The sequence below is a fragment of the Dysgonomonas massiliensis genome (assembly GCF_900240225.1).
Lineage (GTDB): Bacteria > Bacteroidota > Bacteroidia > Bacteroidales > Dysgonomonadaceae > Dysgonomonas > Dysgonomonas massiliensis.
This window is the reverse complement of the sequence record NZ_OEPV01000003.1, coordinates 33,260-58,482: the sequence shown is the minus strand read 5'-3', so window position 1 is coordinate 58,482 and position 25,223 is coordinate 33,260. Positions and strand designations below refer to the sequence as shown.

Annotated in this window: 21 protein-coding genes; 12 read left to right on the top strand and 9 right to left on the bottom strand. The window is 38.1% G+C overall.

Features of this window, described 5'->3' with window-relative positions:
* Positions 1 to 90: 90 nt before the first annotated feature.
* A complete protein-coding gene (locus tag C1A06_RS03835; protein WP_101688919.1) occupies positions 91 to 2,229 on the bottom strand; it encodes a S9 family peptidase in 2,139 nt (712 codons plus the stop codon).
* A gap of 109 nt (positions 2,230 to 2,338) precedes the next feature.
* On the opposite strand from C1A06_RS03835, the gene C1A06_RS03830 reads away from it, so the two are divergent.
* On the top strand, positions 2,339 to 2,905 hold the full coding sequence (locus tag C1A06_RS03830) for a flavin reductase family protein (protein ID WP_101688918.1): 567 nt from the start codon (positions 2,339 to 2,341) through the stop codon (positions 2,903 to 2,905).
* A 2-nt stretch (positions 2,906 to 2,907) separates the two neighbouring features.
* Here the strand turns inward: C1A06_RS03830 and C1A06_RS03825 are convergent, their stop codons facing one another.
* The 5 genes from C1A06_RS03825 to C1A06_RS03805 form a co-directional block, all read right to left on the bottom strand.
* Positions 2,908 to 3,666, bottom strand: a complete 759-nt coding sequence (locus C1A06_RS03825; protein ID WP_101688917.1) for an MBL fold metallo-hydrolase — start codon at positions 3,664 to 3,666, stop codon at positions 2,908 to 2,910.
* Positions 3,667 to 3,730: 64 nt separating this feature from the next.
* The gene (locus C1A06_RS03820) at positions 3,731 to 4,261 is read right to left on the bottom strand and encodes an SPOR domain-containing protein (RefSeq protein WP_101688916.1); all 531 of its coding nucleotides are present in this window, start codon (positions 4,259 to 4,261) and stop codon (positions 3,731 to 3,733) included.
* An 89-nt stretch (positions 4,262 to 4,350) separates the two neighbouring features.
* Positions 4,351 to 5,622, bottom strand: coding sequence for a serine--tRNA ligase (serS, locus tag C1A06_RS03815; RefSeq protein ID WP_101688915.1), 1,272 nt, complete (start codon positions 5,620 to 5,622; stop codon positions 4,351 to 4,353).
* Positions 5,623 to 6,259: 637 nt separating this feature from the next.
* Positions 6,260 to 8,155: a hypothetical protein gene (locus C1A06_RS03810; protein WP_101688914.1), complete on the bottom strand. Its 1,896-nt coding sequence runs from the start codon at positions 8,153 to 8,155 to the stop codon at positions 6,260 to 6,262.
* Positions 8,156 to 8,293: 138 nt separating this feature from the next.
* Positions 8,294 to 9,487, bottom strand: a complete 1,194-nt coding sequence (locus C1A06_RS03805) for a saccharopine dehydrogenase family protein (protein ID WP_101688913.1) — start codon at positions 9,485 to 9,487, stop codon at positions 8,294 to 8,296.
* Between the two features lie 800 nt (positions 9,488 to 10,287).
* Between C1A06_RS03805 and atpD the strand changes: the two genes are divergently transcribed.
* The 9 genes from atpD (at position 10,288) to C1A06_RS03760 (ending at position 17,553) form a co-directional block, all read left to right on the top strand.
* Complete coding sequence (atpD, locus tag C1A06_RS03800) at positions 10,288 to 11,802, top strand: F0F1 ATP synthase subunit beta (protein WP_101688912.1); 1,515 nt, start codon at positions 10,288 to 10,290, stop codon at positions 11,800 to 11,802.
* Between the two features lie 61 nt (positions 11,803 to 11,863).
* Complete coding sequence (gene atpC / locus C1A06_RS03795) at positions 11,864 to 12,112, top strand: ATP synthase F1 subunit epsilon (RefSeq protein ID WP_101688911.1); 249 nt, start codon at positions 11,864 to 11,866, stop codon at positions 12,110 to 12,112.
* 14 nt (positions 12,113 to 12,126) lie between these two features.
* Positions 12,127 to 12,528 (top strand): hypothetical protein, encoded by a 402-nt coding sequence (locus C1A06_RS03790; protein ID WP_101688910.1) that lies wholly within the window; start codon positions 12,127 to 12,129, stop codon positions 12,526 to 12,528.
* Position 12,529: 1 nt separating this feature from the next.
* Positions 12,530 to 13,630 carry a F0F1 ATP synthase subunit A gene (gene atpB / locus C1A06_RS03785; protein ID WP_101688909.1) on the top strand — a complete coding sequence of 367 codons (1,101 nt, stop codon included), beginning with the start codon at positions 12,530 to 12,532 and terminating at the stop codon, positions 13,628 to 13,630.
* Positions 13,631 to 13,676: 46 nt separating this feature from the next.
* Complete coding sequence (atpE, locus tag C1A06_RS03780; RefSeq protein ID WP_101688908.1) at positions 13,677 to 13,913, top strand: ATP synthase F0 subunit C; 237 nt, start codon at positions 13,677 to 13,679, stop codon at positions 13,911 to 13,913.
* Positions 13,914 to 13,954: 41 nt separating this feature from the next.
* Positions 13,955 to 14,455: a F0F1 ATP synthase subunit B gene (atpF, locus tag C1A06_RS03775; RefSeq protein ID WP_101688907.1), complete on the top strand. Its 501-nt coding sequence runs from the start codon at positions 13,955 to 13,957 to the stop codon at positions 14,453 to 14,455.
* A gap of 5 nt (positions 14,456 to 14,460) precedes the next feature.
* Complete coding sequence (locus C1A06_RS03770) at positions 14,461 to 15,000, top strand: F0F1 ATP synthase subunit delta (RefSeq protein WP_101688906.1); 540 nt, start codon at positions 14,461 to 14,463, stop codon at positions 14,998 to 15,000.
* Between the two features lie 71 nt (positions 15,001 to 15,071).
* Positions 15,072 to 16,658 (top strand): F0F1 ATP synthase subunit alpha, encoded by a 1,587-nt coding sequence (atpA, locus tag C1A06_RS03765; RefSeq protein WP_101688905.1) that lies wholly within the window; start codon positions 15,072 to 15,074, stop codon positions 16,656 to 16,658.
* A 7-nt stretch (positions 16,659 to 16,665) separates the two neighbouring features.
* Entirely contained in the window at positions 16,666 to 17,553 is an 888-nt protein-coding gene (locus C1A06_RS03760; RefSeq protein ID WP_101688904.1) for a F0F1 ATP synthase subunit gamma, read from the top strand.
* A gap of 70 nt (positions 17,554 to 17,623) precedes the next feature.
* Here the strand turns inward: C1A06_RS03760 and C1A06_RS03755 are convergent, their stop codons facing one another.
* Together C1A06_RS03755 and C1A06_RS03750 are read right to left on the bottom strand one after the other, a co-directional pair.
* Positions 17,624 to 19,168, bottom strand: coding sequence for a hypothetical protein (locus tag C1A06_RS03755; protein WP_101688903.1), 1,545 nt, complete (start codon positions 19,166 to 19,168; stop codon positions 17,624 to 17,626).
* Between the two features lie 12 nt (positions 19,169 to 19,180).
* The gene (locus tag C1A06_RS03750; RefSeq protein ID WP_101689105.1) at positions 19,181 to 20,344 is read right to left on the bottom strand and encodes an ABC transporter ATP-binding protein; all 1,164 of its coding nucleotides are present in this window, start codon (positions 20,342 to 20,344) and stop codon (positions 19,181 to 19,183) included.
* A 314-nt stretch (positions 20,345 to 20,658) separates the two neighbouring features.
* On the opposite strand from C1A06_RS03750, the gene C1A06_RS03745 reads away from it, so the two are divergent.
* Complete coding sequence (locus C1A06_RS03745; protein WP_145996334.1) at positions 20,659 to 21,822, top strand: hypothetical protein; 1,164 nt, start codon at positions 20,659 to 20,661, stop codon at positions 21,820 to 21,822.
* 15 nt (positions 21,823 to 21,837) lie between these two features.
* The gene (locus C1A06_RS03740; protein WP_101688901.1) at positions 21,838 to 24,633 is read left to right on the top strand and encodes a TonB-dependent receptor; all 2,796 of its coding nucleotides are present in this window, start codon (positions 21,838 to 21,840) and stop codon (positions 24,631 to 24,633) included.
* A gap of 102 nt (positions 24,634 to 24,735) precedes the next feature.
* On the opposite strand, the gene C1A06_RS03735 is transcribed toward C1A06_RS03740, so the two are convergent.
* Positions 24,736 to 25,161 carry a hypothetical protein gene (locus C1A06_RS03735; protein WP_101688900.1) on the bottom strand — a complete coding sequence of 142 codons (426 nt, stop codon included), beginning with the start codon at positions 25,159 to 25,161 and terminating at the stop codon, positions 24,736 to 24,738.
* Between the last annotated feature and the right edge of the window lie 62 nt (positions 25,162 to 25,223).

The following is a 25,223-nucleotide window of genomic DNA, read 5'->3' as shown; positions in this document are numbered from 1 at the left end:
TAATATTCAAATAACAATAGCTAAGTTTTAATTTGGTAGTAGCATTGCACTATCGCTTAAAACTTAGCTATTGTATTTTATATAAGTACCTTATTTATTGATACCCTCTAGAGTAAAATAGAATGCATATTCGAGAGCAATATCGTTCAGATAATCGAAACGTCCACTAGCCCCTCCGTGACCAAATTCCATATTGGTTTTTAATAATAGAATATTATCGTCAGTTTTCATATCACGAAGTTTTGCTACCCATTTAGCCGGCTCGAAATATTGAACCTGACTATCGTGCAAGCCGGTTGTAACCAACATATTCGGATAAGCTTTTCGCTCTACGTTTTCGTAAGGGCTATAGCTCTTCATATAGTCGTAATACTCTTTATTCTTCGGATTTCCCCATTCGTCAAATTCGTTTGTAGTCAAAGGAATATCTTCGTCCAGCATAGTATTTACAACATCAACGAAAGGGACATCGGCTACAATACCGCGCCAGATTTCAGGTTTCATATTGACTACCGCTCCCATCAGTAATCCTCCGGCGCTACCACCCGATGCATAAAGATGCCCAAGACCTGTATATTTCTCTGAGATAAGGAATTCTCCACAATTGATGAAATCGGTAAAGGTATTTTTCTTTTTCAACAATTTACCATCTTCATACCATTGACGTCCCATTTCTTGCCCCCCACGGATATGAGCAATTGCATATACAAAACCTCTGTTCAATAAACTCAATCTTGTACTGCTAAAGTACGCATCCATACTGGCTCCGTAGCTTCCGTAACCGTACAGAAGTAGAGGAGTGTTTTCGCCTAAATTCGTAGTCTTTTTATAAACTAATGAAATCGGAATTTTGGTTCCGTCCTGAGCTGTTGCATAAATGCGTTCCGATGTATATTCATCTTTGTTGTATCCGCCAACAACTTCGCTTTGTTTCAATAGCGTTTTTTCTTGTGTCGACATATTGTAATCGTAAGTCGAGTTAGGTGTAGTCAGCGAAGTGTATCCGTAGCGTACAACATCGGTATCGTATTCGCGATTGGCTGAAATGTATGCTGTGTAAGCGGGTTCTCCAAAATCGAGATAATGTTGTTTACCATTGTTCAGATTGCGAACACATAGCTGAAGAAGTCCTTCTTTACGTTCTGCTATAACAATAAAGTCTTTGAATTCTTCGATGCCTTCAAGTAGTACATCCGAGCGATGAGGAATAAACTCTTTCCAGTTTTCGATACCGGTTTTATTAAGAGGACATTCCATTATTCTGAAGTTCAGAGCATCTTGGTTTGTGATGATCAGGAAACGATCAGCAAGTGGAGTTACAGCATAAATAACATCTTTCATGCGAGGCTGGAACGACTTGAATGCCGATGTAGGTTTGTCTGCTTCAATGAAATATACTTCGGATGATAATGTAGCTTGCGAGTGAATAAAAATATACTTTCTATCTTTCGATTTACTAACACCTATATAATTGCTCTTGTCTTTTTCTTCGTAGACAGTGATATCCGTTGAAGGATTAGTGCCCAGAGTATGACGTTTAATTTTTTCGCTAAGAAGTGTATTTGGATTGTTGGACACGTAGAAAACAGTTTTATTATCGTTTGCCCAAGTAATATCGCCATCTGTATTTGATATTGTTTCGTCGTACATCTCTCCCGTTTCGAGGTTCTTGAAGTAGATTGTGTATTGACGGCGGCTTACATTATCCACACAATAAGCCATCAGCTTATTGTCTTCGCTGATTGCTACTCCGCCAATCGAATAATAAGCTTGTCCTTCGGCCATCTTATCGACATCTAAAAGAATTTCTTCTGATGCATCCAAACTGCCTTTTTTACGGCAGTATTTATAATATTCTTTTCCCTCTTCTTGGCGTCTATAGTAATAATATCCATTTTCGAAAACTGGAACACTTTCGTCAGTTTCTTTGATACGCCCTTTCATCTCAGAGTAGAGTGCTTTCTGAAATTCGGCAGTTCCGCTCATAACGGTATCAAGATATGCATTTTCTGCTTTCAGATAGTCAACTACCTGAGTGCTGTCAGGACCTTTGCCAAAGAAATCATACATCCAATAGTAGTTATCAACAACTGTATCGTTGTGAATTACACGCAGGTGCTCTTTTTTCTCAGCAATAGGAGGAGTTGCCTGCTTGAAACCTCCTTTGTCATTTGTGGTACACGACATAAAAATAACTAGACTTAAAATAAAGTAAATTGCCTTTTTCATACTTATATGTGATTTGTAGTGAATGGGCTGGGTAATTATCTACTAAAAGTACAGCCTTAAGTCTGAATATGAAAGTATTTTCGAGAAAGATTGTTTAATTTTGTAAATTATGAAACAAGACTGGAAACCCGGAAATTTGATATATCCATTGCCTGCAGCAATGATTAGTTGTGGTGCAAATGCCGAAGAGTATAATATTTTTACTGCAAGTTGGGTAGGTACTATCTGTACCAATCCGCCGATGTGTTATGTGTCGATTCGTCCCGAAAGACATTCGTATGATATAATCAGCCGTACGATGGATTTTGTGATCAATATAACTACCGAAGAACTAGCTTTGGCCACTGATTGGTGTGGAGTGAGATCGGGTAGGGAATACGATAAGTTTGAAGAAATGAAACTTACTGCCGGTAAAGCTTCAATCGTGCAATCGCCTATTATCGAGGAGTCACCTATTAATATTGAATGCCGAGTGAAGGAAATTCTTCATCTAGGCTCACACGATATGTTTATAGCCGATGTTGTGAATGTAAAAGCCGATGAAAAATATATTGATCCCGAAACGGGTAAGTTTTCGTTAGAGGCAACTAACCCGATTGCATATTCGCACGGACAGTATTATAAAATGGGCGAGAATATCGGACGTTTTGGTTGGTCGGTAAAAAAGAAGAAATAGAATTATAGCTTTAGCTCCAGTCCGTCATAAGCCAAGAATACATTCTCGGGCAAATATGCTTGTACCCCGTCATGCAGACCAATCTGATGCGACATATGTATAAGGTAGGCTTTCTTCGGTGTAATACGTTTGATATTGACCAAAGCTTCCTCCAATGTTTCGTGCGCAATGTGATCTTTGTGATGAAGAGCATTGATAACCAGAATATCCAGATCCCTTAATTTATCGAACTCATTTTCGGGAATATATTTCAGATCGGTCAGATAAGCAAAGCTTCCAATTCGATAACCTACTATCGGTAGCGAATTATGCATTACACGTATAGGCATTATTTCGACGCCTTCGATATCGAAAGGTATTCCCTCTGTGACTTCGTTCAATTTGATGAGAGGAACTCCTGGATATTTATGTTCTTTGAAGCAATAAGGAATTCGATTGTGAAGAGCCTCAATTACATTCTTCTCTGTATAGATCTGTATATCGCCGAATTGACAAAAAGGGCGTAAGTCGTCTATGCCACTAACGTGATCATAATGTTCGTGGGTAAGTAATACGCCGTCAAGTTTCGAGAATGGCATATTCATCATCTGCTGACGAAAATCCGGTCCGCAATCGATCAGTATTCGCTTGCCATCCGTTTCTATCAGAGCCGATGATCTTGTACGTTTATCTTTAGGATTGTCAGATCTGCAAACTGTGCATTGACAGCCTATTACGGGGACTCCGCTTGATGTACCTGTTCCTAAGAATGTAATTTTCATGAATATCTTTCAATTAAAAAGGAGAGTTTTAGCTCTCCTTTTCTATTTTATATCTCGTCCGAGATTAGTATGTACGTTGAAGTATCCACCAGTCATTGAATGGAATACCATATTTAGCGCGAAGAGATTCAGCTGTTCCTTTAGCTAGGTATTCTGAAAGGATCTGGTTTTTCAGATGAGCAGCTTCGTCTTTCGAATCTGCACTTGCAATGATAACGCGGAACATGCCAGCTTCGTTGCGAGCAAGAATAACTGAGTAACCATCATTTTCGATACGTTCTTTCAAAGCTTCTGCGTTTGGTTTCATTCCCATAGCTGCAATAACTACGCTATAAGCTTTCAAGCCGTTTGCATCACTTTCATAAACCGGAGTGATTTTTTCTTTACGAACCGACTCGTTAGAGCTTTCGTATGAATATGGTCTTGTAGAAACCGGAGTCGGGTCTTGGCTCGATACAGTTGTTTCGGGAGCAGTAGTTTCTTTTTCCTTAGCTGCTTCGTATACCGATTTGTATGCGCTTTGTTTAGGCTTACATGATCCGAATAGTAGTACGCTACCTACGATCAGTCCTAATGCAATTGTTTTCTTATTCATCTTTAGCTTGTTTTTTATGTTGTTCTGACTACAAATATATGAATTATCATTTTATGTTAACAGCAATTTCTTTCCCAAAAGTTTGCTGTTTAGTTAATTATGTCAAAACCTGTATAAGGTACTAACGCTTTCGGAATGCGTATTCCTTCAGGTGTTTGATTGTTTTCCAGCAGTGCGGCAACTATACGCGGCAATGCCAAAGCACTTCCGTTTAATGTATGTACCAATTGAGTTTTCTTATCAGTACCGCGGTAACGGCATTTCAAACGATTTGCCTGATAGCTTTCGAAGTTCGATACCGAACTAACTTCCAACCAACGTTTCTGTGCAGCCGAATACACTTCGAAGTCATATGTAAGTGCCGAAGTAAAGCTCATGTCTCCACCGCATAAACGTAGGATATGCCAAGGCAATTCTAGTTCTTCAACCAACGATTGTACATAGTTCACCATTTCTTCGAGCGATTCGTATGAATGCTCAGGTGTATCGATACGAACGATTTCTACTTTATCGAATTGGTGTAGACGGTTCAATCCGCGAACGTCTTTGCCATACGAACCTGCTTCGCGACGGAAACAAGCCGAGTAAGCAGTATTTTTGATCGGAAGGTCTTTTTCTTCCAATATCACATCACGATAGATATTGGTAACCGGAACTTCAGCCGTAGGTATCAGATACAGATCATCAGCCGTAGCATGATACATTTGTCCTTCTTTGTCAGGAAGCTGTCCTGTTCCGTATCCCGATGCTGCATTTACTACATACGGAGGTTGAACTTCAAGATATCCTGCATCGCGTGCACGATCTAAGAAAAAGTTGATCAATGCGCGTTGCAGACGGGCTCCTTTACCTTTGTATACAGGAAAACCTGCTCCGGTAATTTTAACGCCTAGTTCGAAGTCAATCAGATCGTATTTTTTAGCCAAATCCCAATGTGGTAATGCTTCATCTCCTAAGTCCGGGAATACGCCGCCTTCTTTCACAACGATGTTGTCTTCAGCAGCCTTTCCTTCAGGAACGATATCAGCCGGAATATTAGGTATCTGTACTAATATGTCTTGTATTTGGCTTTCAGCATCACGTAGCGTTTCTTCCATCGCTTTCGATTCTTCTTTGATGGATGCTACTTTTTCTTTCGTAGCTTCGGCTTCGGCTTTGTTGCCTTCTTTCATAAGGCCGCCGATAGCTTTTGCCAATTTATTTTGTTCCGCCAGATTGCTATCCAGCGATGTTTGAGTTTGCTTGCGAATTGCATCGAGTTCCAATACTCGCGCGATCATTTCTTTTGCATCGAAATGCTTCTTTTTTAGCTTTTTGATAACCTCTTCAGGGTTTTCACTGATTGTCTTGAGCGTTAACATAGTTTACTTTTTAATTTACTATGCAAATGTATAAATATTTTGTCTGAACTGCATTGTTTAGCAGCAGCTTTGTTAAATTTTGTCGCACTGAGAAAGTTCAGCTTCAAAAAGTGACACTTGTGTACAACTTTTCATCATATTCTATATTGTTACCGATTGTACTACAAAATCCTTATGTATAAAACAATATAGATAAAGCTTTTGTGTTTTGATTGCTAATAGGTAACTTTGACTAAGCATTGCCACTGACCTCCCATTTAATTACAGGCTTATAGATATGTAGTTTAGTTTACTAAAAACTGATAAATTCTTGTAATCTTAATATACTATGGTTAGGGATTTGTAGGTTTATCTTTTCGAACCTTAAAAAGTAAACATGTATTTACTACAATTCCAATTAACGTAAATAGAGAGAGTATCAATAATATATCTATCTCATTAGATACGTGATTTACTAAAATCTTATCACATGGTATTTCTTCATGATTCATCATACTAAATGAGGGATCTCTATAATATTTAAAATCTAAAAATAAAGAATTACATCTTAACAGAAGATAGAAGAATACGATTGTTAGCGCTATTAAATACCCTTTTATTATATTTCTCATGGTTTCTTTATTAATTAAAACATTTTTTACTTCATAAGAATAACCTCAGGATATTCAGGCGTAAAACGTGGCGAAACGTTTGGCGTTGATGTGCTTATGTCGAAAGCTTTATTTTGGTCATAAGGCCCTACTTTCGGATAATATCCAAATTTGATGTCTATACTTCTGAATACCAAAAGATCATTTCGTATTCGGATGCCAATACCTGCTCCGAGAAACATATTTCGCGAGTTGAATAAATCATTCTTTGGTGTGTGGTAACCAAAGTCCATGAAATTATATAACATAAATCTGAATCCTGCAACTGAATAATTTGAGAATAGATTATTCTCTAGTCTGAGCCATATTTGTTCAACACCTCCACGGGTCTTGTCTCTGTCGCGTGTACGGCAGAAGAGGTAATCGCCAAGGTGTATCCGATTGTAGAAATAACGTTCGGGCGAAAGCATCTTTGTGTAGCGGAATGTAATCAACTGTCTAAATCGTCCGAATGGAAGTTTGACCAACCGTGAATAATATTTCAGCTTGTAGTCGATGAGGCTTTCGTATGTTTTCTTTTTGCTGAAAAAAGAAGATAAAGTAAACTCCGAGAATAAATAGCCTTGTATCATACGGTGTGTTCCGTACGAAAGGCGTAAAGATGCATATGTTGCATCGGGGATTCCCGGTGTCGAGTATTTACTATAACCTCCTTGCAGAGATATGTTGTATCCTTGTGCAACGTCTTCGGTTACTCCAAAATTATGAATCATATAATCCCGCATATACGAATTTTCGTAAAGCGTCAATTGTCCTAGCCAGATTTTATTTTGAATTCCTCGGTATGGAAGCAGTCGGTCTTCTATATGTTGCGCATGTTCTAATTTACGATATTCAGGTTGCTTTTGTTCGAACATTGCAGATATAACAAAACGTTTGATCGTATTTTGTGATGGTAGCGTAAATGCTCGTCCTAGAGCTACTTTGAAATTCTGAGTATAATCGGGACTGATAGAATCCCAAACAAGGTATTCGGTCCGATAATTTGCCTGATTGTACTCGATTTTCCCGAAATAGTTCATATTCGGACGAAGTCTGCGTTCAGCTATATAAGACATTTCACGAGAGTCGACCTTGTCGATATATTTGGCTCCTATATCGATAGATGTTTTTCCGATATTTCGGAATAAGTAATCACCTCCGAATCTGAGTTTTCCCGAATAGCGAGAGCTGTATATTAAACTTGCACTTCCCCGATTACCATAACCAAAAAGATTTTTATCAAAGAGTTCAATGTCTGTTCTTTTCGATGTCAGTCGGTGGAGTTCTACTCCCATTGTCCACTTATCTCGGGTAATGACCTGAATATCTACCGAGTCGTTAGTGTGACCTAATGATATAACATTGATACGTGCATCATTTATGTAATCGGCATCACGAAGAATTGTTTCAGATTCAGATAACATGATGGCTTTCAGATGATCGCCACGTTTGAACTGGAGCATGCGGCGTATTACCGAAGACTTAGTAGATGCATGAAGATTATTAAACTTTTTGTATTTAGTATTTACCGAGTCGGGATTTATAACATTTGTTCCAAATGGTTTAAGTCTTGTATATGTGATGTTACGTATTATTTTCCCTTCATATTCGGTGTAATCTTCACTGATAGAATGTTTCGCGTCTTTTGGTGGATTTGGTTCGCGGATTATGATATCGAATGCCTTTTGTGTCCATCTACGCTGGCTTGTTGCTCTTTTCACAGCTTTGTACTCGTCGGGCAATTCATAGATGCGTGCAGTGTCTCGCGCTTCAATATTGCCTAGATGAGGGCGTAGCGAATCGGGGCGAACAATACTATAGCTTCTTTCTGTTGATGCAAAAGCTATATTATTCGCCGAATAAAAGATACAAAGTAAAAATATGTAGCGTAAATATCTCAAAGTTCTAATTATCCATTTCTATTAATAACAAATATAGTTATTAAATATTGGATGGAATGGCAAAATAAATATCGAAATAATAAAAATAGCACCGCTTTGCCAGCAGTGCTATTCCTAGTTGATCTATTTTGTCTGTTATTATAGTTCAAGATCTATATCAAATCTTTCATGCCAAGGTAGTCCTTGTTTATTCATTTGTTCCAAGAATGGATCCGGATCAAATTCTTCAACATTGAACACACCCGGTTTACGCCATAGGCCTTTCATAAACATCATTGCTCCGATAGTTGCCGGTACACCGGTAGTATAACTTACACCCTGAGCTCCGGTTTCTTTGTAAGCAGCTTCGTGCGAGCAATTGTTGTATATATAGTATGTGCGTTCTTTTCCGTCCTTGATACCTCTGATACGGCAACCAATTGAAGTTTCACCAGTATAGTTCTCTCCAAGTTCTCCCGGATCAGGAAGCACTGCTTTAAGGAATTGTATCGGAATGATCTCAACTCCGTTATAAATAACAGGGTCGATACGTGCCATACCTATGTTTTGAATTACACGAAGATGAGTCAAATACTCCTGACCGAATGTCATCCAGAAACGAGCGCGTTTCAATGTTGGGAAATTTTTAACCAACGATTCCAATTCTTCGTGATAAATCAAGTATGATTCTTTTGGTCCAATTTCAGGATAGATCAGCGGTTTGTGGATTTCGTGCGGTTCAGTTTCTACCCACTCGCCATTTTCCCAATATTTACCTTTTTGAGTAACCTCACGGATATTGATTTCCGGATTGAAGTTCGTAGCAAAAGCTTTACCATGATCTCCGGCATTACAGTCTACGATATCCAGGTAATGCATTTCATCGAAATGGTGTTTTGCAGCATAAGCCGTAAACACACTAGTTGCACCCGGGTCGAATCCGCAACCTAAGATTGCAGTAAGACCAGCTTCTTTGAAACGGTCTTGATATGCCCATTGCCATTTGTATTCGTATTTAGCTTCGTCTTTCGGCTCGTAATTGGCTGTATCAAGATAATTGACACCACAAGCAAGACAAGCATCCATGATTGTCAGATCCTGATATGGTAGAGCCACATTGATTACCAACTCGGGTTTGAACGAGTTGAACAGGTTTTTCAAATCTTCAACATTGTCAGCATCAACTTGCGCTGTTTTTATTTTATTACCTCCGATGGCTGCAGCAATTGCATCGCATTTCGATTTGGTGCGGCTAGCCAGCATAATATCGGTAAAAACATCCGAGTTTTGAGCTACTTTGTGGGCAACAACTGTACCTACACCACCAGCTCCGATAATTAATACTCTTCCCATTTTATATGATTAAAAAGTTATATTACTTAATAAAATATGTACTGCTTTTTTCTGAGCATAAAAATACAACATTCTGCCGGATTCTAAAAATTGCATCGTAATATTAAACAATTTTATTCTATTTCGTGAGTGTCTGTGAATTATGCATTTTAAAATGAAATAGATGCGATCTATCATATTGTACGGTGTAAATGTAAGCGTATTTTGCCTATTTGTTTATGTTCTTTAGCATGCGTAGAATGGTACTGCTTTTCTTTTATCTTGAAATCTATTTTTATGAGACGAAATTTCATTTTAGCTTTTATTTTTGTATCTAAATTGTTTATTTGTAATTGTTTGGGTTGATCGATTTGCCTTGTGTTACATCTTCCACTTATTTGCTAAATGCTTGTTTTTTGAGCTAACTATTATAACGGTGTCAAGTTATCTCATTTAACTTACACATTTTAACTATTTAGTTGCAGTTAGAACGTTAATAAAATCTTAAAAATGTAAGTGTGCTTACTTTTTTCTTTTTAAAATAGGGTATTAAAAGATGAAATATCTTTATATTTGCTGCTACAACCCGGAAGCGGGATGTAGCGATCTACTATTGGAAAAACAGTCGGCCTTAAAGAAAAACTACATATTGAACTTATACGCAAAACTTATTATACGTATAATTGGCAGTTAATTACGTTAGTAATTGCGTTGAGTTCCTATTATGTAAAATGTATATAAGTTGATTGTTTAACTAATGTAGAAGTATTGAAATTTTGAATATATCATAAAACAAAATAATTATAAAAGAATTTTAGCTTATGTCACAAAAAATTGGACACATCTCCCAAGTTATCGGTCCGGTGATTGACGTACACTTCGATACGAAGAATCCTTCTATCGATTTACCGGAAATCAACGATGCGTTGGAGATTGCAAGACCTGACGGTCGTGTTTTGATTCTTGAGGTAAAGCAACACATTGGCGAAGACACAGTTCGTACAGTTGCTATGGATAGTACTGATGGATTATCAAGAGGGTTAGAGGTGAAAGCACTCGGTTCTCCTATTAAAATGCCTACAGGATCGCAGGTGAAAGGTCGCTTGATGAATGTAGTAGGGGAAGCAATTGATGGTATGGTTGCTCTTGACAATGCAGGAGGATCACCTATTCACCGCGAACCACCAAAATTTGAAGAACTTGAAGCTTCGCGTGAAGTTCTTTTCACAGGAATCAAGGTTGTGGATTTGCTAGCACCATATGCCAAAGGAGGTAAAGTTGGTCTCTTCGGAGGAGCAGGAGTAGGTAAGACCGTACTTATTATGGAACTTATCAACAATATTGCTAAAAAACACAATGGTTACTCAGTCTTTGCCGGAGTAGGAGAGCGTACTCGTGAGGGTAATGACCTTCTTCGCGAAATGATCGAGTCGGAAGTTATCCGCTATGGTGAAGAATTCAAAAAAAGTATGGACGAAGGAAACTGGGACTTATCGAAAGTAGATCCTAAAGAACTTGAGAAATCTCAGATTTCATTGGTGTTCGGTCAGATGAACGAACCGCCGGGAGCACGTTCTTCGGTTGCTCTTTCTGGTTTGACTGTTGCCGAATCGTTCCGTGACTCGAAAGCTGAAGGACCAAAAGATATTCTATTGTTTATCGACAATATATTCCGTTTTACGCAAGCAGGATCAGAGGTGTCGGCTCTATTAGGTCGTATGCCATCTGCCGTAGGTTATCAGCCTACATTGGCAACCGAAATGGGTGCTATGCAAGAGCGTATTACTTCAACTAAAAACGGATCAATTACTTCGGTTCAGGCCGTATACGTTCCTGCCGATGACTTGACCGACCCAGCTCCGGCAACTACATTTACCCACTTGGATGCAACTACGGTACTTAGCCGTAAGATTACCGAGCTAGGTATCTATCCTGCGGTAGACCCATTGGAGTCTAGTTCGCGAAGCTTGGATGCTACGGTTGTTGGTGACGAACACTACGAAGTAGCTCAACAAGTGAAACAAATCCTACAACGTTATAAAGAACTTCAAGATATTATCTCGATCTTGGGTATGGAAGAACTTTCAGACGAAGACCGTCTGGTAGTGAACCGTGCTCGTCGTGTACAACGTTTCTTGTCTCAGCCGTTCAACGTTGCCGAGCAATTTACAGGTGTACCGGGTGTGATTGTGGATATTCAAGATACAATCAAAGGGTTTAAGATGATTTTGGCCGGTGAAGTTGATGATCTTCCAGAACAAGCGTTCTTGAATGTTGGTACAATAGAACAAGCTATCGAGAAAGGAAAACGTATCAAAGAGCAGGTAACAGCTTAATGATCGCCTCATTTTGGCACACATTGAGCCTGAATGAAAACATTGTTATAAAAAGTATTATATGAACAGATCGAAAATACAATTAAATATCATATCAGCCGAAAAGAAACTCTTCAACGGAGAAGTAACTTCGATTGTGATACCTGGTATTGCTGGAAAGTTCGGCGTTAAGCCGAGCCACGCTCCATTGATCTCGCCTTTGCAGGAAGGTGCCATCGTGTATGAAACCGAAGGCAAAGAAGAATCGTTGGAAGTGAAAGGTGGCGTTGTTGAAGTAAATAACAATGTTGTGACAATTTGTGTCATATAAACTGCTTGTTGTAGATGTTTAGAAATAAGATAATATTAACTACCCTTTGTCTGGCACTCGTAGGAGGAACAATATTGGGAGTTATATTTAATAATTTTCTCGAAGGATTTAATCTCAACTGGTATATTGGCGTATTGATGTATTTCTCAATACTATCAACATTGTCAGTAGCTTATGTAGAGGATAAAAGCCGGAAAGTAGATCAAAAAGCAATGGTGAATGTGTATATGTTGACCAAAGTAGTGAAAATCATATTATCGCTATTTTTTATAACAATATATGCATTGGTAGTCAAAGAAGGAATTAAACCCTTTGCTTTGAGTTTTGTATCGCTTTATTTGCTAGTTCTAATCATCGAAAGTCGTATGTTTTTCAAGATCGAGAAACATTTGAAAGAAATAAAAAAAGATAAATAGAATGAAAAACTATTTGAGAAACATATTGTTATTCGTCACCTTGTTTGCCTTCCTCGGAGGCTCTCAGCTACGTGCCCAAGAGGCGCACGCTGAAGATGCAGCCGCAAAGGAAGCTCCGCTGGATATCAAGACACTGATTTTGGATCACTTGGGCGATGGCTATGGATGGCACATTACAACGATTGGAGAAAATCACATCACCATTCCGTTGCCGATCATTCTTTATAGCGAAAACTCGGGTTTCCATTTCTTTTCGTCATCGCGATTCCATCACGGACACGAGGCATACGAGGGCTTCTATATTGCTCAAGAGGGTGATAATAGAGGTAAGATCGTAGAATTGAATGCGGCAGGCGAAGAAATTCGTCCGATCGATATCTCGATAACAAAAAACGTAGCATCATTATTTATCTGTTCGGCATTGCTCATATTCATCATTATGACTGTAGCCAACTGGTATAAAAAACAGCGCAAAGACGGAGTATATCATGCTCCGAAAGGCTTTGTGGGTGCAATGGAAATGTTTATCATGAGTGTCGAAGACGACATTATCAAGCCATGTGTAGGGAAAGACTATCGTAAGTTCTCGCCTTACCTGCTGACAGCATTCTTCTTTATATTTATCAATAATATTATGGGTCTGATCCCTATCTTCCCCGGAGGAGCTAACGTAACCGGTAATATTGCCGTGACATTGGTATTGGGTCTGACTACATTCTTTATTGTGAATATATTCGGAACAAAAGAATACTGGAAAGAAATATTCTGGCCTGATGTGCCTATTTTCTTGAAAGCATTCCCGTTGATGCCGGTAATCGAAATCGTTGGAGTCTTCACAAAACCATTCGCATTGATTATTCGTTTGTTTGCGAATATTCTTGCTGGTCACTCTATCGTTTTAGGATTGGTTTGTCTGGTATTCGTTACAGCTAATCTGGGAGTAGTAATTAACTCATCGATGACGCTCGTATCAGTATTACTGACCATCTTTATCGACTTGGTCGAAATCTTGGTTGCATATATCCAAGCTTATGTCTTTACAATGCTATCAGCCGTATTTATCGGTCTGGCACGTGTAGAGCCTCACAATGCAAAACATTAAAACAAAAAATAAATCAATTAATTAAATAACTTAAAATTTTAGAACTATGTTATTAGAAGCAGTAGCTGGCGTAGGCTTAGCAAAATTAGGAGCAGCACTTGGTGCAGGTTTAGCGGTTATCGGTGCAGGTTTAGGTATCGGAAAAATCGGTGGTTCGGCAATGGATGGTATTGCACGTCAACCAGAAGCTGCGGGCGATGTCCGTACAACTATGATTATTGCTGCGGCTCTTATCGAGGGTGTGGCTCTGTTTGCTGTGGTTGTTTGTGGATTTATCCTATAAGCTACCCGTTCGAGAGAAAATAAAAACCTAAAAAGAAAAATATGTCTTTATTAACACCTGATTTTGGACTTCTGTTTTGGATGATCATCTCATTCGGAATAGTGTTCTTTATCCTGGCTAAATTTGGGTTCCCCGTGATCACCAAGACTGTTAGCGATCGTAAAGAATACATTCAGAATTCGTTGGATGCAGCCCAAAAAGCCAATGAACAATTGGCTACAATACAGCAGAAGAGCGAAGAACTTTTAAATTCAGCTAAAGCCGAACAGGTGAAAATCTTGAAAGAGGCTGCCGAAACGCGCGACCGCATCATTGCCGAAGCGCGCGAGCAGGCTCGTCTTGCAGGACAAAAAGAATTGAACGCAATACGTCAGCAAATAGAAGCAGAAAAAGTACAAGCTATCGGCGAAATTCGCGCTCAGGTGGCAGACCTTTCGGTAAACGTTGCTCAGAAAGTATTACGCAATTCTTTGAAAGATCCTAAAGAACAAATGTCAATGATTGATCGCCTGGTTGATGAGGCTTTGGTTTCTAAATCTTAAATGTTATGAATGTAGGAATGATTTCGAAGCGTTACGCTAAAGCTCTATTGGAGTATGCAGTAGCAGAAAAAAACGAAGATAAAGTTTATTCGGAAATGAAGGAATTGGCAAAAGCCTTTGCCAATATTCCGGCTTTGCGTACAGCAATGGATAATCCTACGCTGACAATGCAAGATAAGCAAGATTTGCTGATAGCTGCATTAGGATCGAATCCCAGTAATGTGTCGGTTCGTTTTATCGAACTGGTAATAAATAATCGTCGTCAGACATATCTGCAATCGATGGCTTTGAGCTATGGCGATATGTATTGCGAAGATAAAAACATCAGTACGGGTAAACTAGTGACAGCAACACCGGTTGACAAAGAAGTGGTTGCCAAGATGAAAGCATTAGTACAACGTATAAAACCCGGCGAATTGGACTTCGAACAAGAAGTTAATCCCGATATCGAAGGCGGATTTATGCTGTTTTTCGATACTTATCGTTACGATGCCAGCGTCTTGACACAATTGAACCGAATACGTCAACAGTTGACAAGCAAATAATGTATGATAAAGCCGAAGCAAGAAATTTTCTTGATCTGAGAGCTAGTGGATTTTAAATTAAATGAATTTTTATGTCTGAAAATATAAAAGCAAGCGAAGTCTCCGAAATACTGAAGATGCAGTTGGCAAAGATCGACAACCAAGTCCAATTTGACGAGGTTGGTACAGTTCTTTATGTCGGAGATGGTGTAATTCGCGTATACGGACTAAAAAATGCTGAAGCAAACGAACTTCTAGAGTTCGACAATGGCCTTCGTGCCGTTGTGATGAACCTCGAAGAAGACAACGTGGGTGCAGTATTATTAGGCCCGTCGGATCAGATAAAGGAGGGCTTTACAGTAAAACGTACTGGACGTATCGCTTCGATCAAAGTCGGAGAAGGTATGTTGGGACGTGTGATTACTCCTTTTGGGGATCCAATTGACGGCAAAGGAGCTATTTTGGGCGAAATGCTTGAAATGCCATTAGAACGTAAAGCTCCGGGAGTTGTATATCGTCAGCCGGTAACTCAGCCATTACAAACGGGATTGAAAGCTATCGACTCGATGATTCCGATTGGTAAAGGACAACGTGAGTTGATCATCGGTGACCGTCAGACTGGTAAAACAGCTGTTGCGATCGATACGATTATCAATCAACGAGCTAATTTCGAAGCCGGTGAACCGGTGTATTGTATCTATGTAGCTATCGGTCAGAAAGCATCTACTGTAGCTAACATCGTACAAACTCTGAAAGAAAAAGGAGCACTGGATTATACAATAGTAGTAGCAGCTACAGCTGCTGAACCTGCTGCTGTACAGTATTTCTCTGCTTTTGCAGGAGCTGCAATCGGTGAGTATTTCCGCGATACAGGTCGTCATGCATTGGTTGTTTACGATGATTTGTCTAAACAAGCTGTTGCATATCGTGAGGTGTCTTTGATTCTTCGTCGTCCACCAGGACGTGAAGCATATCCGGGAGATATTTTCTATTTGCACTCTCGTCTACTGGAACGTGCTGCTAAGATTATCGGTCAGCAAGAAGTTGCAGAAAAAATGAACGACCTTCCTGAAAGTTTGAAAGGACGCGTAAAGGCAGGAGGTTCGTTGACAGCTCTTCCAATCATCGAAACACAAGCGGGTGACGTTTCGGCGTATATTCCTACTAACGTGATTTCGATTACCGATGGACAGATTTTCCTTGATGTTGACTTGTTCAACTCGGGTGTACGTCCGGCTATCGACGTAGGTATTTCGGTATCTCGTGTGGGAGGTTCGGCTCAGGTGAAAGCTATGAAAAAAGTAGCAGGAACACTGAAAATCGACCAAGCTCAGTATCGTGAGTTGGAAGCGTTTACGAAATTCGGAGGAGATCTGGATGCCGTAACAGCTATGACAATTGACAAAGGTCAGAAAAATACTCAATTACTTATCCAACCTCAATATTCGCCAATGTCTGTTGAAAAACAAATTGCAATATTGTATTGCGGTACACATGGTTTGTTGAGAAATGTTCCGATTGATAAAGTAAAACAGTTTGAAGCTGATTTCCTTCGTCATCTGGAAATGAATAACCAGGCTGATGTACTAGATCAGTTGAAAGCTGGTAAGTTGGATGATAAGATAGAAAGTATATTAAAAGAAGTAGCAGCAAATACTGCAGCTCAATTTAAAAAATAATTGAATTATGGCATCTTTGAAAGAAATTAAAGGCAGAATAGGCTCCGTGAAAAGTACACGGAAGATTACATCTGCGATGAAGATGATTGCTTCGGCCAAATTGCGTAAGGCTCAGACGGCAATCACCAACTTCTTGCCTTATCAGCAAAAGCTGGATGCCATACTGACTCGTCTTTTGTCATCAGACACGACTCTGGACTTGCCTTTTACCGAGCAACGCGAAGTAAAACGCATAGCTATAGTTGTATTTTCGTCAAACTCAAGTTTGTGTGGAGCATTTAATTCGAATATCATTAAAGAATTCGCACAAGTTTATAAAGCTAACGCTTCTACTCTTGGAAAAGAAAATATTCTTGTATATCCCGTAGGTAAAAAAATTACGGATGCAGTCAAAAAGTTGGGTGTCAAACCAGAAGGAGATTACACTTCGATGGCAGATATTCCGACTTATGAAGCTGTACAAGAATTGGCCAAAGAATTGAACGCTAGATTTGTAAATAAAGAGGTTGATGAGATACGCGCAATTTATTACCACTTCAAGAGTACAGGAACTCAGGTTCTGACTAATACGGTGTATTTGCCTTTTGCTCTGGGAGCAACTGAGGACGATAGCGCAAAATCGTCAAATGCAAATACAGACTACATACTCGAGCCATCGAAAGATGTTATCATCTCGACACTGGTTCCGGTAGTACTTTATTCGCGAATGTTTGCAGCATTGCTCGATTCGGCAGCATCAGAACATGCAGCTAGAATGATGGCTATGCAGACAGCAACGGATAATGCCGACGAATTGATTGGTGATTTGACAATTGTGTATAATAAGACACGTCAGCAAGCTGTTACCAACGAACTATTAGATATAATCGGTGGTGCATCTGCTTTGAATGGATAAGCTTTTTATACAGATAAAAAAACGGTTACGAATTTCGTAACCGTTTTTTTGTTTATAACTGATGCTTTATTTATTCTTCAGCTAAACTTTTCCATTTGCGTACAAGTATGGATGCTGGTATCATAGCTATTACGCTTACGATGAGATTTATCCAGTACATGGATTCAATACGTAGAGTCTTCTCTAAAAATTCCCTATAATTATAATTCAAAAATATTGTAATCAGTGCATATATTAATGGGAATACACAAGGTATGAACCAAAGTGAAATTGTCATAGCTACATTGGATTTCGTCTTTTCAGCTTTGCTATAGACTTTGTATAGTAGAAGGCCTAGCGTAACGATGAACAATAGTAGCCATAAACAGACAATAGTCATTACGAAAAGTCTGTCGTCACTATAGCCAATCTGAGATATAAGAGCTGTAAGTAGCGAAGAACATAACGCGAATATACCTACGAAAAGAAGTGATTTTAGCCATTTACGTCCACCGGTCACACGATAAGAAAATACAAGTATTGATAAAGCCAAAGCTAAGCATAGGCAAAATAGAGTAACGACGCGGAAACCCTCAGCATAGTTTCGGTTTTGTATAATTCTTTCATAACCATCTGTCAAAGTATCGTTTTCAATTAGCGGAGCACTAATAGTCTCATATGTAGGGTGTGGAGTATTTACAGCATAACGTTTGTCCTCCCAAAATAGAGTTGAACTGTGAATACTTCGGAGAATAACAGTTGATGTGTCAACCTGAAAGAATGGAGGATTATATATACGTTTGAACCATTGGTCTGTATTGATTGATGCTTCGAGTTTATGCTTGTTAATAAGTTGCATGTAGTCTTTCATTAAAGACTTGATTTTAGTAGTATCTCCATTTTGTAACCAGAGTTTAACTTCATTGATATCTTTATTCATCTGTACACTGGATAAACTATCGCCAAAACATTCGAGATAATAAAAGTAAGTTCTCGATTTGTAAAATAGTAGTGATGGACCTATATAACCTTTAATGATAATATTGTTTTTTTTATCATATTCGAATGCATATCGAGATAAGTTGGCCGAATCAAGCTTTATGTTTTTCTTAAATTCTTCCGGAACGGGTATTGGTGTGTCGTTTTTGTCGGCATCATATTTATCTGAGTGCATATCGTATGGCATTAATTGTTGGGCTTTGTAAATAATTTTCAGAGCATCTTCGGCCTCTTCTACTGAAGTTGTAACTTCCCATTTGTAATTAGAACCTGCATTAAGTGAGCGAGGTATGAAAGTTATTCCGATACAAAGTATATAGCATATTATCCATTCGAGTAATACGTGGCTAGTACGGCGAGGATAGTAGACTTTCAGTGCATTATTGCGAAAGTAAAAAATGAGCCATGTTACGAAAATAATAATTGAAATAACAATACTAGCAAAATATACAAGTGATAAATCTCCGCCAAGAGGTCTGTAATAGCTTTTACCATTGAAGCTGGTATCAGTAAATACGTATCCTAGTGCGAAAAAGATGAGATTTACTACAATAATTAATATTCCTATGGGAAAAATACGTATGTTCCAAAGTAGCGGATAATTTTCCAGTAAATAAGTTTGAATCTTTTTGATCATTGTCTTTGAGTATTAAGATAAGAAGAATCTGCGAGTCGATTTCGAAATGTTTCGGAAATAGGCAATTGGTATTTTTCTTTCCAAAACCAATAGTAAGAAATCATCGGTAGTAACGGAGTCTGGAAAGGTTGCTACATAAGTTCCGCCATTGATATCCAGTCTTTCGAGCGATAAAGGGGCAAAGGCTGTTCTAACTTCTTCTTGAGTGTAGCGGGTTTCGAATTCTATGATGAATTTAGGAACTTCAGTATATGTCACATCAGTATCTTCAGCTATATTTCTTGGTGATCCATTTTTCAGAAAAATAACGGAATTAGAAGTCTTTTCGACTTCGTACAATTGTTGCGAACTGAGAACTATTCCTATTGGACGGAAAGCAGAGTTACTAATGTCTTTGAAATCATCCAGAACAATTTGCTGTGCAAGAATGTCAAGATTAGCCAGAGGCTCGTCTATCAGCAATAGTTTAGGCTTTCGCAGCAAAGCACGTGCAAGTTCAAAACGCATTTTATAACCTGACGACAAATCTTTCCAACTATGATTTCTGAATTGACGAAGTCCCATACGGGCAATGACTAGTTGTGTGACAAGTTCGTTATTTTCTCCATTTATACCATAGGTCGAAGCTGTAAATTTGAGATTCGAAAGGAGCGATCCTTGCCACGAATCTGTTCGCTGAGGTATATATATAAGGTGAGATCGAAGATCGTAATCGTCTTTATAGTCGAAATGGTACTTAATATGTCCGCTTGTCGGACGTAGCTCGCCACATAGCGAGCGAAGCAGAGTAGTCTTGCCATTCCCATTTTCGCCGACCAAGCCAATAATCTGTCGTTCTTTGATAGTGAGGCTTATCGGTCCTAAAGCAAATCCTGATTTAGGATATGACCGAATCAGATTTTCTACCGTAAGTAATGTATTGGGGTTCTGATAATCTTTTTGCTGTTTGAGTTCTAGAACTTGAAGGACTTCGCCAAGCAAATCGCGCATAGAGTCTTTCAGGCTTATTTTGTTTATCTCTCGATCTTGCAGATCTAAAAAGTTAAGCACCTTTCGATATAGCTCAACAGACTCGCTATCAAGAGTGAAGTCGATTATCCGTTTTGTTGCTTGCGAAATATTATCGTAGTCAATTTGTTGAAATACTTCCTTGGCTTGCTGCTCAAATAATGTCATCGTCATAATGTGTTAAATTCGTTGACAGTAACTATCACAAATATATCGATTAATTTCGAGTATGTGATTCGATCCATAGTTGATAAAAACGCACAGAATGTAAATAAATGTGCAAAAAAATGGACTATGCAGTAAATAATGAAAGATATTTTGTAATTTTGGGGCTGAATTGTGAAAAGAATAAAAAAATGATACTACACATTCTATATGAAAAAGGTTGGCGAAACCTGTAAGTATACTTCTACTATCAGTCAAAAGGACTTTAACGATGATATATAATTATAAACCCAAGTCAATAATTTAAATAAGATTATATGAAGAAGAATTATTTTGTCTTAATAATGTTGATTCTTTCGACAATCCTGGCAACGTCATGTAGTGACGACGAGAATTGGGAAAAAGATGAAAGTTTAAGGATTTCGAAAGTCTACAGAGGAGACAATCTTGAAATTACGTTGAACGATACAATTCCTTATAATAAAGGTCGTGTATTATTAGTAGCAGACGAACAAGGAAATGCAACTATTTCATTATACTATGTAATGCCCTTAGAAGATACTATTATATTCAAGGATGTAAAACTTGAGAATTTTGGCAATAAAAATAGTAACTACACATTTCTAACTTATACCGAAAATGAAAATTTGAGTCTAGAAGTTGCAGGTGAGGTTATTGATTCTAAATTGAAAATTAATTTAAACCCTACCATAACAAATCATTTTATTGGGAAATGGGATTTACCAATGTTGTCTACTCCTCAGAATATCATGCTAGATATTATTCCCATAACTCCGGATGCTACGATTGATATGCATGGGATTATGACTTATGGTGTAACACCTCTGGTTAGCGACGAATCTTCAGATCTAAATACATTTTTCGGAACATTAGGTCTATTTGCTGGTATGATTAAACCGTCTTTAGATTTTAAAGATAATGGTTGTGTTACTATTGCTTGGAATCCGCTAATGCCCATATTGCCAGCTGGTTCTTATTCGGGCAATATGCTTTATTATAACGTAGATCAGGAGAATCTATATCTTTCTTTAGCATTAGATGCGATTGTTGCAGAGATGTTCCCTGGTATTACTTTAGATGGACTTTCATCAATAAGTGGAATCAGTATATCAGAGCAAGAGATAAAAGAACTATATGCTTTAGCGCAAAAGGCATATACTGGTCTACCAATACAATATACAATAACTACATCGAAAAATGGGCGAACTGAGATTTTAGAATTACGTATTCCAAAAGAGTACTTACTTCCAATCTTAAAACTAGCAGTGCCATTGCTTACTCCTACGCTTGAAAAACTAAATTGGAAATCGATTAATGACGAAGCAAAGGGAATGGGAGGATTAGAGCTTAATCTATCTTCAGAAGCAGTAGTCGGTGTATTGAATGAATTGGTAAGAGTGATGGATGAAAGTCCTAAGTTTGACTTAGTACTTAATTTAAATCGTAAGGTTGTAAAATAGGTAAAAAGATAATCGATGAAAAAAATATTAATTCTATTAATACTGTGCACCATTGCGTTGGGTAATGCATTTGCACAAAAAATATCGGGAGTTGTTTACGATGCCAAGACATTCGAAACACTTCCGGGTGTAACTATATCCTATACTCATAAAGGTGAGAATAGAGGTACAATGTCTGACGAAAACGGTTACTACGAACTGAATAATGTAGAATCAGAATCGGTAATGCTTGTCGTTAGTTATATGGGCTACAAGACTGAGACCTATCCGATGGTATTTTCAGGTAAGACAGAAGTGAAACAAGATATTCACCTCGAAGTAGAATCGAAGCTATTGGATGCAGTTGTAGTAAGTGCAGGTCGTTTCGAGCAAAAATTGAGCGATATTACAGTTTCTATGGTTGTATTAAAACCTGAAGAAATTAAGCGCCAGTCGCCAAAAGATCTTCGCGATGTGTTGGTCACAGTTCCGGGTGTCGATGTTACAGATAAGCAACCTTCTATCAGAGGTGGCAGCGGATGGACATATGGAGTAGGAAGTCGTAGCCAGATATTGGTTGATGGAATTTCGGTATTAGCTCCTGGTAAAGGGGAAATCAACTGGAATACAATTCCTATGGAAAATATAGCTCAGATTGAGATTATCAAAGGAGCATCGTCTGTCCTTTACGGATCATCAGCATTGAATGGTATTATCGATATTCGTACCGATCGTCCAGGTCTTACTCCTAAAACGGATATAAGCACCTATGTAGGTATTTATGGAGATGCTAAAAATAAAGGTTATCAATGGTCTGATGCAAACTTTTGGAAAGAAGGTAAATATCCGGTTACACCACTATATCGTGAACATTTACTAACGAGTATCAAAACTCCAATCTATACAGGTATCGATTTTTCACACTCACGCAGAATCGAAAACTTTGATGTGTCGGGAGGTGTAAATATTATGACAGATGAAGGATACCGTAAAGGTGACTTTAATAAAAGAGCACGAATAGGTGGTAATCTTACATATCATGATCCGAATGTACGTTATTTAGACTATGGATTCAATGTAAATTATATGGCTAACAAATCGGGCGATTTCTTCATCTGGCGTTCAGATAAAGAAGCATACGATCGCTCGGCTCTTACGAATATGGGACGTGAGGAATCATTCTTTACATTTTCACCATTCTTGAACTACAAAAATGATGAAAAAGGATATAGCCATAGATTGAATACCCGTTTTACATTCTTAGAAAACAGTATTTTCAAGCACAATGATGACCGCAATCTATTGGATATAATTCGTAATATGGGTGTGACAGGCAGTTCGATAGAAAGTATAATAAATAATCCGGGGCAAGTAATTGCTCCGATAATTCCACCGCTGTTGACTAATGATCTGCCTGGAGCTATTGATGCGCTTATTGGTGTTGGAAACAAATATTTTCCGGATGCCAGCTCGGCAGATTATTCGGATATGATTGCATGGCTGATGAATAATGGATTGCCTAATGGTGAAAATTATCCGGAATGGGCTGCCAATGTATTGAGCCCGAAAGAGAATGTTCAAAGACCAGACCAAACAACATCGTATTATCTGGATTATAAGTTTGCCAAGAAGATCTATTCTGCAACTTTTACTACCGGTCTGACATACGAACATGTCAATGTAAGATCAACTACTACCGATAATCATAAGAGTGATAATGTAGCAGCATTCTTCCAATATGACCAGAAATTCTTCGATCGTCTGAATATATCAGCAGGTGCCCGATTCGAATATTATCGTGTCGATTCTTACTATCGCGAAGCTGAAACAAAATTTTGGGGAATGAAGATGCCATTTAAACCTATCTTCCGTGGAGGATTGAACTACGAGTTGGCAGAACATTCATTTTTGAGAGCATCATTCGGGCAAGGATATCGTTATCCTTCGATCACCGAGAAGTTTGTGTTGAGAAATATCGGAGGGGTAGGTGCTTATCCTAATGAACAACTGAAAGCCGAAAGCGGATTTAATGCAGAGATCGGTATCAAACAAGGATATAAATTCGGACCTTTCTATGGTTATTTCGATATGGCCGCTTTCTATACTCGTTATAGAGATATGATTGAATTTAATTTTGGCTTGATTGACCCAGATCCAACTCAAGGATATCCATTTGTTACAAATCTGAGAGATGTTGGTAGTATGATAATGGCAGGTAGAATGCCAGCCATCGGCGTTAAATTTGATAACGTGAATCGTGCAGAGATTTATGGAGTAGATGTATCTTTTACTGGATTCTGTGATATTAGTCCTAAACTTAAAATGATTTACTCTTTAGGATATGTTTATTCTAATCCGATAGATATGGATGCTGACAAGATTAATGCTGAGGAAGCAGCTAATACTGATTTACTTGCAATGAAATCGAAATCGAATACTTCTAAGTATTTGAAATATAGGCAAAAACATGATATTAAAGGTTCGTTTGATTTCCAATGGGAACGCTTTTCTATCGGTACTAACTTTGCATGGAAAAGCAAAACTTTAGCTGCTGACTACTTCATTTTGGATGAAAGAACTTCGGCTGACGGAAAATACGATATCGATATAATGGATCCGGTTCGTAAGATTTTATTTGGGGATTTGGATACATATTGGAAAAAACATAATAAAGACTATTTTGTTATGGATTTCCGTTTTGGAGTTAATGTTACTAAACAGGTGAGTGTGCAAATGACGATCAATAACCTATTGAATAAAGAATATAGCACTCGCCCAATGAACGTAGCTGCACCGCGTACTTATCTGATGAAATTGAATGTGACACTGTAAGATACATTTATATATAGAAAAGCCCTTGATAATTATCAAGGGCTTTTCTTTGTATACTATTTTATGGCAATTAAAGTATACATATGAAGCAAGTGGAATTGGTTATTCTTTTTGAGATATTTTTTCTAGCAGTTCATCTGTCACTACCAATTCATATGTACCATTATAATATTTTTCAGTTTTGTAAGTCCAATATTCATAAAGCTTCAATTCTGGCATTAAAATACTATCAACATAGATGTCAAATTTATAATCAGGCCTGGGGATAATATCTCCATCTTTATATATCGACTCAGGATATTCCCAATAAGCAGATATCCCTCCTTTTTCGAAAGCTATTTCTTTTGATTCTCCTTCTTTTATTATATGTATCGTGTCTGTAGAATGAAAACTATTATAGAATCGCAAAGTTTCAATTACGATTGTCTTACTAGAATTATTATTGATGCTAAATGTAAAAGTCTCACCATATTCGCAACTAGTAAATGATATTAGTAAAGCAAAAAGAATGATTTGTACTTTTCTCATGATCCGATTTTATCGTTTGTATAGTTTCTCTTGATAAGTAAACATACATAAATAATTAAAAA

Excerpts from the sequence above, each read along its gene's own strand:
- C1A06_RS03835 (WP_101688919.1), bottom strand. The coding sequence starts at position 2,229 with ATGAAAAAGGCAATTTACTTTATTTTAAGTCTAGTTATTTTTATGTCG.
- C1A06_RS03830 (WP_101688918.1), top strand. The coding sequence starts at position 2,339 with ATGAAACAAGACTGGAAACCCGGAAATTTGATATATCCATTGCCTGCA.
- C1A06_RS03825 (WP_101688917.1), bottom strand. The coding sequence starts at position 3,666 with ATGAAAATTACATTCTTAGGAACAGGTACATCAAGCGGAGTCCCCGTA.
- C1A06_RS03820 (WP_101688916.1), bottom strand. The coding sequence starts at position 4,261 with ATGAATAAGAAAACAATTGCATTAGGACTGATCGTAGGTAGCGTACTA.
- serS (WP_101688915.1), bottom strand. The coding sequence starts at position 5,622 with ATGTTAACGCTCAAGACAATCAGTGAAAACCCTGAAGAGGTTATCAAA.
- C1A06_RS03805 (WP_101688913.1), bottom strand. The coding sequence starts at position 9,487 with ATGGGAAGAGTATTAATTATCGGAGCTGGTGGTGTAGGTACAGTTGTT.
- atpD (WP_101688912.1), top strand. The coding sequence starts at position 10,288 with ATGTCACAAAAAATTGGACACATCTCCCAAGTTATCGGTCCGGTGATT.
- atpC (WP_101688911.1), top strand. The coding sequence starts at position 11,864 with ATGAACAGATCGAAAATACAATTAAATATCATATCAGCCGAAAAGAAA.
- C1A06_RS03790 (WP_101688910.1), top strand. The coding sequence starts at position 12,127 with ATGTTTAGAAATAAGATAATATTAACTACCCTTTGTCTGGCACTCGTA.
- atpB (WP_101688909.1), top strand. The coding sequence starts at position 12,530 with ATGAAAAACTATTTGAGAAACATATTGTTATTCGTCACCTTGTTTGCC.
- atpE (WP_101688908.1), top strand. The coding sequence starts at position 13,677 with ATGTTATTAGAAGCAGTAGCTGGCGTAGGCTTAGCAAAATTAGGAGCA.
- atpF (WP_101688907.1), top strand. The coding sequence starts at position 13,955 with ATGTCTTTATTAACACCTGATTTTGGACTTCTGTTTTGGATGATCATC.
- C1A06_RS03770 (WP_101688906.1), top strand. The coding sequence starts at position 14,461 with ATGAATGTAGGAATGATTTCGAAGCGTTACGCTAAAGCTCTATTGGAG.
- atpA (WP_101688905.1), top strand. The coding sequence starts at position 15,072 with ATGTCTGAAAATATAAAAGCAAGCGAAGTCTCCGAAATACTGAAGATG.
- C1A06_RS03760 (WP_101688904.1), top strand. The coding sequence starts at position 16,666 with ATGGCATCTTTGAAAGAAATTAAAGGCAGAATAGGCTCCGTGAAAAGT.
- C1A06_RS03755 (WP_101688903.1), bottom strand. The coding sequence starts at position 19,168 with ATGATCAAAAAGATTCAAACTTATTTACTGGAAAATTATCCGCTACTT.
- C1A06_RS03750 (WP_101689105.1), bottom strand. The coding sequence starts at position 20,344 with ATGACATTATTTGAGCAGCAAGCCAAGGAAGTATTTCAACAAATTGAC.
- C1A06_RS03745 (WP_145996334.1), top strand. The coding sequence starts at position 20,659 with ATGAAGAAGAATTATTTTGTCTTAATAATGTTGATTCTTTCGACAATC.
- C1A06_RS03740 (WP_101688901.1), top strand. The coding sequence starts at position 21,838 with ATGAAAAAAATATTAATTCTATTAATACTGTGCACCATTGCGTTGGGT.
- C1A06_RS03735 (WP_101688900.1), bottom strand. The coding sequence starts at position 25,161 with ATGAGAAAAGTACAAATCATTCTTTTTGCTTTACTAATATCATTTACT.